This is a genomic window from Actinoplanes sp. NPDC004185 (genome assembly GCF_053603475.1).
In genome coordinates, this window is record NZ_JBSGFR010000109.1 from 1 (window position 1) to 5,364 (window position 5,364).

Below are 5,364 nucleotides of genomic sequence, written 5' to 3' on the forward strand. Positions count from 1 at the left end.
ACCAGATACGACAAGCTGGCCGTGCGCTACGAAGCCACCCTCACCGTCGCCGCCATCAACCAATGGCTCAAAGCTTTATGAAACGCGACCTAGTAGGGACGAGCACCCGGGTACGGGCCGGCCGGGTCGACGGTGCGCATGATGCGCCCGCAGATGTCGTGCAGCTGCCGCGGCTGCGCCTTGGTCAGGGGGTCGAAGACCAGCCGGCGGACCTCGGCGACGTGGCCGGGCGCGGTCGCGGCGACCTTCTCGAAGCCCTCGTCGGTGAGGATGGCCAGCGTGTAGCGGCCATCCTGCGGGTCGGGCGAGCGGTGCATCCAGCCGCGCTTCTCCAGCCGGCCGGCGGCCTGGGAGAGCCGGGGCAGCGACCCCTCGGAGATGTTCGCGAGCATGCTCATCCGCATCCGGCGCTCCGGCTGCACCGAGAGCGCGGCGAGGATCATGTATTCGAACAGGCTCATCCCAGCGTCGCGCTGGAGCTGGTTGTCGAGCGAGCCGGGCAGGCGCGTCAGCACGGAGAACAGCGTCAGCCAGGTGTTCAGCTCGTCCTGGTCCAGCCAGGGGGTTTCGTCGGACACGCCGCCGATCGTACCCAACACTTGCATCTTTAACTCATAGCTCGACCGTGACTTGCATGTTTAAGTCATCGTCGGCTAGCTTTCACTTCACTGTTTAAGTCAATCGTCGATGGAGAATGATGAACACCGCCCTATGGATCATCGCCGGGCTGGTCGCCGCGGGCTTCCTCTTCGCCGGCCTCTTCAAGCTCGTCCTGCCGCGGGAGAAGTACGTCGCCGCCCAGCCGTGGGCGTCCCAGGCTCCGCCGTGGGCTCCGGCGGCGATCGGCGTGCTGGAGGTGCTCGGCGCGGTCGGCGTGATCCTGCCGGCCGCCTTGGACGAGGCGCCGATCCTGGTCCCGGTCGCCGCGACCGGGCTGGCCGTGGTGATGACCGGTGCCGTGCTGATGCACGTCCGGCGCCGTGAATACCCGGCGCTGGGACCGAGCGGCGTGCTGCTGGCGCTGGCCCTGATCGTGGCCTGGGGCCGGTTCGGGCCGTACGCGTTCTGATCCCGGCCCTTGCGCGACGCCGAACCCTTGCCGCACCTGACAGCATCCGAAGGAGCTCGCATGAGCCAGGTCGATCGGAGGAGCAACGCATCCTGGCCGACGGCAAGGAGTTCTGGACCAACCGGAGCTCCTACGTCCAGCAGCAGCAGAGCCGTCCGCAGACGATCGGTTACTCGCTGGCCGACTCACCGGCCGGCCTGGCCGCCTGGCTGTACACGATCTTCGAGGAGGGATGCGGCACTCCCGAGAACGCCCTGGAAACCTTCTCCGAGGATGAACTGCTCGACATCGTCATGATGTACTGGCTGCCCAACGCCGGGGTGACCTCCGCACGGACGTACTGGGAGCTGAAGAGCCGGGGCTTCGCCCCGATCGCGACGCCTCAGAACCCCGTCACCGTGCCCACCGGGTATTCGCAGTTCCCGGGCGAACCGGTGCGCCAGTCACGGCGGTGGCTGGAGCGCCGCTACACCGATCTCGTGCTCTACCACCAGGCTCCGCGGGGCGGGCACTTCGCGGCGCTCGAGCAGCCCGATCTGTTCGTCGATGACGTCCGCGCGACCTTCCGATCCCTGCGACCTCAGGCCTGAGACCACGCCACAGGCTTCGCGGCCTCAGGCCGAGAAGAACTCCTTGACCACCGGAGCCAGCGCCGCCGGCTTCACCAGGTGGGTCTGGCCCGGCAGCGTGCGGTATTCCGCCTTCGGCAGCGCCTCGCTCAGCGCCCGGGCCGCGTTGCGCATGTACTGCGGGCTCTTGCCGCCGTCCAGCACGATCGCCGGGACCGTCACGCCGGACCAGCGGGCCGGGTCCAGCGGCAGCCCGCGCCCGGTGTCGCCGAGGATGCGCAGGTCGTAGGGCAGGGTGTGGGCCGCCGCCTTGAGTTTGCGGAACGGTGGCAGCAGCGCCAGGATCTGCACCGCGAAGCCGGGCATGTCGACCGAGCGCAGGAACTTCTTGACCGCGCCGCCGGTGTCGCCCGCCGCGATCAGCGCTTCGGTCTCGGCCACGAACGTCTCCGGGCGCGGCGCGTGGGTGTCGTCGACGATGAACGGCGGCTCGTAGAGGGCGAGCCGGCTGAAGCCGGGCAGGCGGTCCGCGGCGTCGGCGGCCAGGACCGCACCGGAGGACGTGCCGAGCAGGTACGCCGTACCGCCGGCCGCCGCGAGCAGCGCGGCCAGGTCCTCGATCTCCCGCTGCGGTGACCAGGGCAGGGTGTTCCCGCTGTCGCCGCGGCCGCGACGGTCGTAGAAGTACACGGTGCAGGTGTCGGCGAGCGCCGCGGCCAGTCCCCGCGCGGGGCCCTGGTCGCGGTAGCACATGGCGCCGTCGACGAGGATCAGCGCCGGGCCGGTGCCGGCGGTCTCGTACGCGATGGTGGTGCCGTCGGCGGAGGTGACGGTAGGCATGGTGATCGTCCTTCAGTCGAGGTCGGGGCGGTCGGGGCCGGGGCGGTCGAGAGACTCCAGGAAGGCGGGCCAGATCCCCGGATCCGCGGGGGTGAACAGCGCGTGCGCCACGACCAGAGCGCCGTGGAAGCCGCGCAGGAAGCGGTAGATGGCGTCGGGCGCGCGGACCGCCAGGGTGTGCGGGTTGGTGAACGACACGACGCCGTCCGGGATCACCGCGCAGTGCACCGGGTCGCCGACGCGCGGCGCGGCGTCGAGGCCCAGCGCGTGGTGCAGGCGCAGCCAGGTGCGGGGCCAGTCCGTGACCGGCGGCCCGAAGGCGTTGACCGGGATGGCGAAACGGCCGGGGAACCAGGACAGGCATTGCGTCAGGGTGTGGAAGAACAGCTCGGTGCCGTACCGCATCGCCTCGTACTCGTCGGCCCAGTCGTCGCCCGGCAGGAAGCCGCTGGTCACCGTCCGCAGGACGGTGGCGGCGCCGGCGCGGCCCTCGATCAGATACTCGTACGCGACGAAGCGCCCGTCCTCGCCGGTGTCGCTGCGGTAGGAGAACCGGTGCGGCGGCTGCGCCGCGGTGACGTGCCCCGCCGGCATCCAGCCGTCGCCGAACGAGGTGCGGACGGTCTCGCCGTCGATCTCGGTGCGCCCGACGAACCAGGAGCTGATCCCGGGCCCGGTGGCCACCGCGTCCCACACCTGCTCGGGGGTGGCCGGCACCTGCGCGTCCAGGCGGGCCTCGAAGTCCTTGCCCATCACTGCTCCCGGGTCACGGTGGGGTGCACGGCCACGACCAGACGGTGGCTGCGCCCGCCCGGCGCGTCCTCGTCGTGGAAGCGGCTCACCAGGGCGGTGACGGCCACGGTCAGCTCCTCGGCGAACGCGGCCCGGTCGGCGGCGCTGGCGAAGCGGACCTCGCCGTCGATGGCGAACGTGGCGACCTTCTGCCGGGCCTTGCCCGCGCCGGTGATCAGCTCGCCGACGTCGCGGACCAGCCGCGCCGCGACGGCGAGCAGCCAGCGCGCCGACAGCCGGTCCGGGGCCCGGGAGGGATCGGGGGCGACGGCGGCCATCGCGGTGGGGGAGATGACGTACGAGGCGGCGGTGGCCTGCAGCACCCGTTCGGTGACGTTGCCCTTGCGGCGTTCCTCGACCAGCTCCAGCAGCCCGTGCTGTTCCAGGGTGCGCAGGTGGTAGTTGACCTTCTGCCGGGGCAGGCCGACCTGGGCGGCGAGCATCGTGGCCGAGCCGGGCACGGCCAGCGCGGCCAGCAGCCGGCTGCGGATCGGGTCCAGGCTGACCTCGGCGGCGGCCGGGTCCTCGATCACTGCGACGTCTTCCATGGCGCCCACTCTCCCACCGACAAAATAATTTGTCCACGGTACGATCACCATCGTGCGCACCCCTCCCGACGACCTGGTCATCGAGCCCGGCACCGCCCAGGAGCTGACCCACAGCGCGGCCAACGGTGTCACCGGTGGCATCTGGCGGGTCCGCCGCGACGGCGTCCCCGCGGTGCTGAAGCTCTCCACGCCCGGCCGGGCCGACGCCGCGGCGCACCTGCAGGCCTCCGACGAGCCCGGGCACTGGAACTACTGGCGGCGTGAGCTGCTCGCGTACCGCAGCGGCCTCGCCCGCACCGCCTTCGCCGACGCCGGGATCAGCGCTCCCGCGCTGCTCGGCACCGAGGAACGCGCCGACGGCTCCGTCGCGCTGTGGCTCGAGCACGTCGAGGGCCGCCCCGGCCCCGCCTGTGGCAGCGCGGAGCTCGGCGACGTCGCGTACCGGATGGGGATCGCGCAGGCCCGCTGGCTCGGCCGGCCGCCCACCGACGCCTGGCTCTCCCGCGACTTCCTGCGCGACTACACCAGCGCCCAGCCGGTGGGCGAGCCGGACTGGGAGCACCCGGCCGCGCTCGCCGGCTGGTCGCCGCGGCTGCGGCAGGACCTGCGCCGGCTCTGGCACCGGCGCACCGAGCTGCTGGCGGCGGCCGACACCCTGCCGCGCACGCTGTGCCACCACGACCTGTGGCCGATGAACGTGATCATCGGCGCGGCCGGGCCGGTCCTGCTGGACTGGGCGTTCACCGGACCGGGCGCGATCGGCGAGGACGTCGCCAACCTGACCCTGGACGCGTTCTTCGACGGGCTGATCGACATCGGCCTGCTCGACGACGTGACGGCCGCGGTCGCCGACGGCTACCGGCGCGGGCTGGGTGGCCGGGTGGACGACGCGACGATCAACCGGGCGATCAAACTGACCGGCGCGGCCAAGTACTACTGGCTGGCGCCGCGGATGCTGCTCGCCGCCGCGCAGGGCAGCGGCCGCGGCGCCTACGACTCCCGGGACACCGCGGAGGCCTTCGCCGGCCGCGCCCCGGTGCTGTCGCAGGTGATCCGCTGGGCCCGCGAAGCCCTGGACTGAACCAGCGGCCGGCTATCCGGCCGGCGGGAACGACACATGCCAGCGGTTCGTGCGATGGGTCAGCCGGATCAGGGACAACGGCGCCACGTCCAGCTGCCACACCGCCGCGTCCGGCAGCCCCAGCGCGTGTGTCAGCGCCGCCCGGACCACCACCGGATGGGCGACCGCCACCGTGCGCTGCTCGTGCTGGGTGTCCAGCCAGGCACCGGCCCGCTGCCGCACCGCGGTCAGCGACTCGCCGCCGTGCGGGGCCGCGCCCGGGTCGGTCAGCCACGCCTGCAGGCCTTCGGGATCACGGCCGGCCACATCACCCAGGCCCAGCCCGCTCCACGCGCCGAACGCCGGGTCGGCCAGCGCCTTCTCCACCACCGGGTCGTCGTGGCCCAGCGCCCGCGCGGTCTGCAGCGCCGCCTGCGACGGCGCGCACACCCACAGGTCGCCGCGGCCGCCGAGGTCGGCGGGGCC

Annotated in this window: 8 protein-coding genes; 3 read left to right on the forward strand and 5 right to left on the reverse strand. The window is 72.4% G+C overall.

Annotated features, from left to right (window positions below; genetic code table 11):
• Window positions 1-89: 89 nt before the first annotated feature.
• Window positions 90-578: a MarR family winged helix-turn-helix transcriptional regulator gene (locus ACWEOZ_RS44045; protein WP_451916633.1), complete on the reverse strand. Its 489-nt coding sequence runs from the start codon at window positions 576-578 to the stop codon at window positions 90-92.
• A 119-nt stretch (window positions 579-697) separates the two neighbouring features.
• Here ACWEOZ_RS44045 and ACWEOZ_RS44050 point away from each other — a divergent pair, with 119 nt between their 5' ends.
• On the forward strand, window positions 698-1,069 hold the full coding sequence (locus ACWEOZ_RS44050) for a DoxX family protein (RefSeq protein ID WP_451916634.1): 372 nt from the start codon (window positions 698-700) through the stop codon (window positions 1,067-1,069).
• A gap of 296 nt (window positions 1,070-1,365) precedes the next feature.
• The gene (locus tag ACWEOZ_RS44055; RefSeq protein WP_451916635.1) at window positions 1,366-1,659 is read left to right on the forward strand and encodes a hypothetical protein; all 294 of its coding nucleotides are present in this window, start codon (window positions 1,366-1,368) and stop codon (window positions 1,657-1,659) included.
• A 24-nt stretch (window positions 1,660-1,683) separates the two neighbouring features.
• Here the strand turns inward: ACWEOZ_RS44055 and ACWEOZ_RS44060 are convergent, their stop codons facing one another.
• Genes ACWEOZ_RS44060 through ACWEOZ_RS44070 form a run of 3 tightly spaced genes read right to left on the reverse strand, consistent with a single transcriptional unit; the run spans window position 1,684 to window position 3,818 of the window.
• Window positions 1,684-2,478: an alpha/beta fold hydrolase gene (locus tag ACWEOZ_RS44060; protein WP_451916636.1), complete on the reverse strand. Its 795-nt coding sequence runs from the start codon at window positions 2,476-2,478 to the stop codon at window positions 1,684-1,686.
• A 12-nt stretch (window positions 2,479-2,490) separates the two neighbouring features.
• Window positions 2,491-3,231, reverse strand: a complete 741-nt coding sequence (locus tag ACWEOZ_RS44065) for an SRPBCC family protein (RefSeq protein WP_451916637.1) — start codon at window positions 3,229-3,231, stop codon at window positions 2,491-2,493.
• A complete protein-coding gene (locus ACWEOZ_RS44070) occupies window positions 3,231-3,818 on the reverse strand; it encodes a winged helix-turn-helix domain-containing protein (protein ID WP_451916638.1) in 588 nt (195 codons plus the stop codon). Before ACWEOZ_RS44070 ends, ACWEOZ_RS44065 begins: the two co-directional genes overlap by 1 nt.
• Window positions 3,819-3,870: 52 nt before the next feature.
• Between ACWEOZ_RS44070 and ACWEOZ_RS44075 the strand changes: the two genes are divergently transcribed.
• Window positions 3,871-4,899 carry a phosphotransferase gene (locus ACWEOZ_RS44075; RefSeq protein ID WP_451916639.1) on the forward strand — a complete coding sequence of 343 codons (1,029 nt, stop codon included), beginning with the start codon at window positions 3,871-3,873 and terminating at the stop codon, window positions 4,897-4,899.
• A gap of 12 nt (window positions 4,900-4,911) precedes the next feature.
• Here the strand turns inward: ACWEOZ_RS44075 and ACWEOZ_RS44080 are convergent.
• Window positions 4,912-5,364: histidine phosphatase family protein (locus ACWEOZ_RS44080; protein ID WP_451916640.1), on the reverse strand; the 453-nt coding region annotated here is incomplete at its 5' end.

Bases quoted from the DNA above. Each gene is read 5' to 3' on its own strand.
- ACWEOZ_RS44070 (WP_451916638.1), bottom strand. From the start codon at position 3,818: ATGGAAGACGTCGCAGTGATCGAGGACCCGGCCGCCGCCGAGGTCAGC.
- ACWEOZ_RS44060 (WP_451916636.1), bottom strand. From the start codon at position 2,478: ATGCCTACCGTCACCTCCGCCGACGGCACCACCATCGCGTACGAGACC.
- ACWEOZ_RS44050 (WP_451916634.1), top strand. From the start codon at position 698: ATGAACACCGCCCTATGGATCATCGCCGGGCTGGTCGCCGCGGGCTTC.
- ACWEOZ_RS44065 (WP_451916637.1), bottom strand. From the start codon at position 3,231: ATGGGCAAGGACTTCGAGGCCCGCCTGGACGCGCAGGTGCCGGCCACC.
- ACWEOZ_RS44055 (WP_451916635.1), top strand. From the start codon at position 1,366: ATGTACTGGCTGCCCAACGCCGGGGTGACCTCCGCACGGACGTACTGG.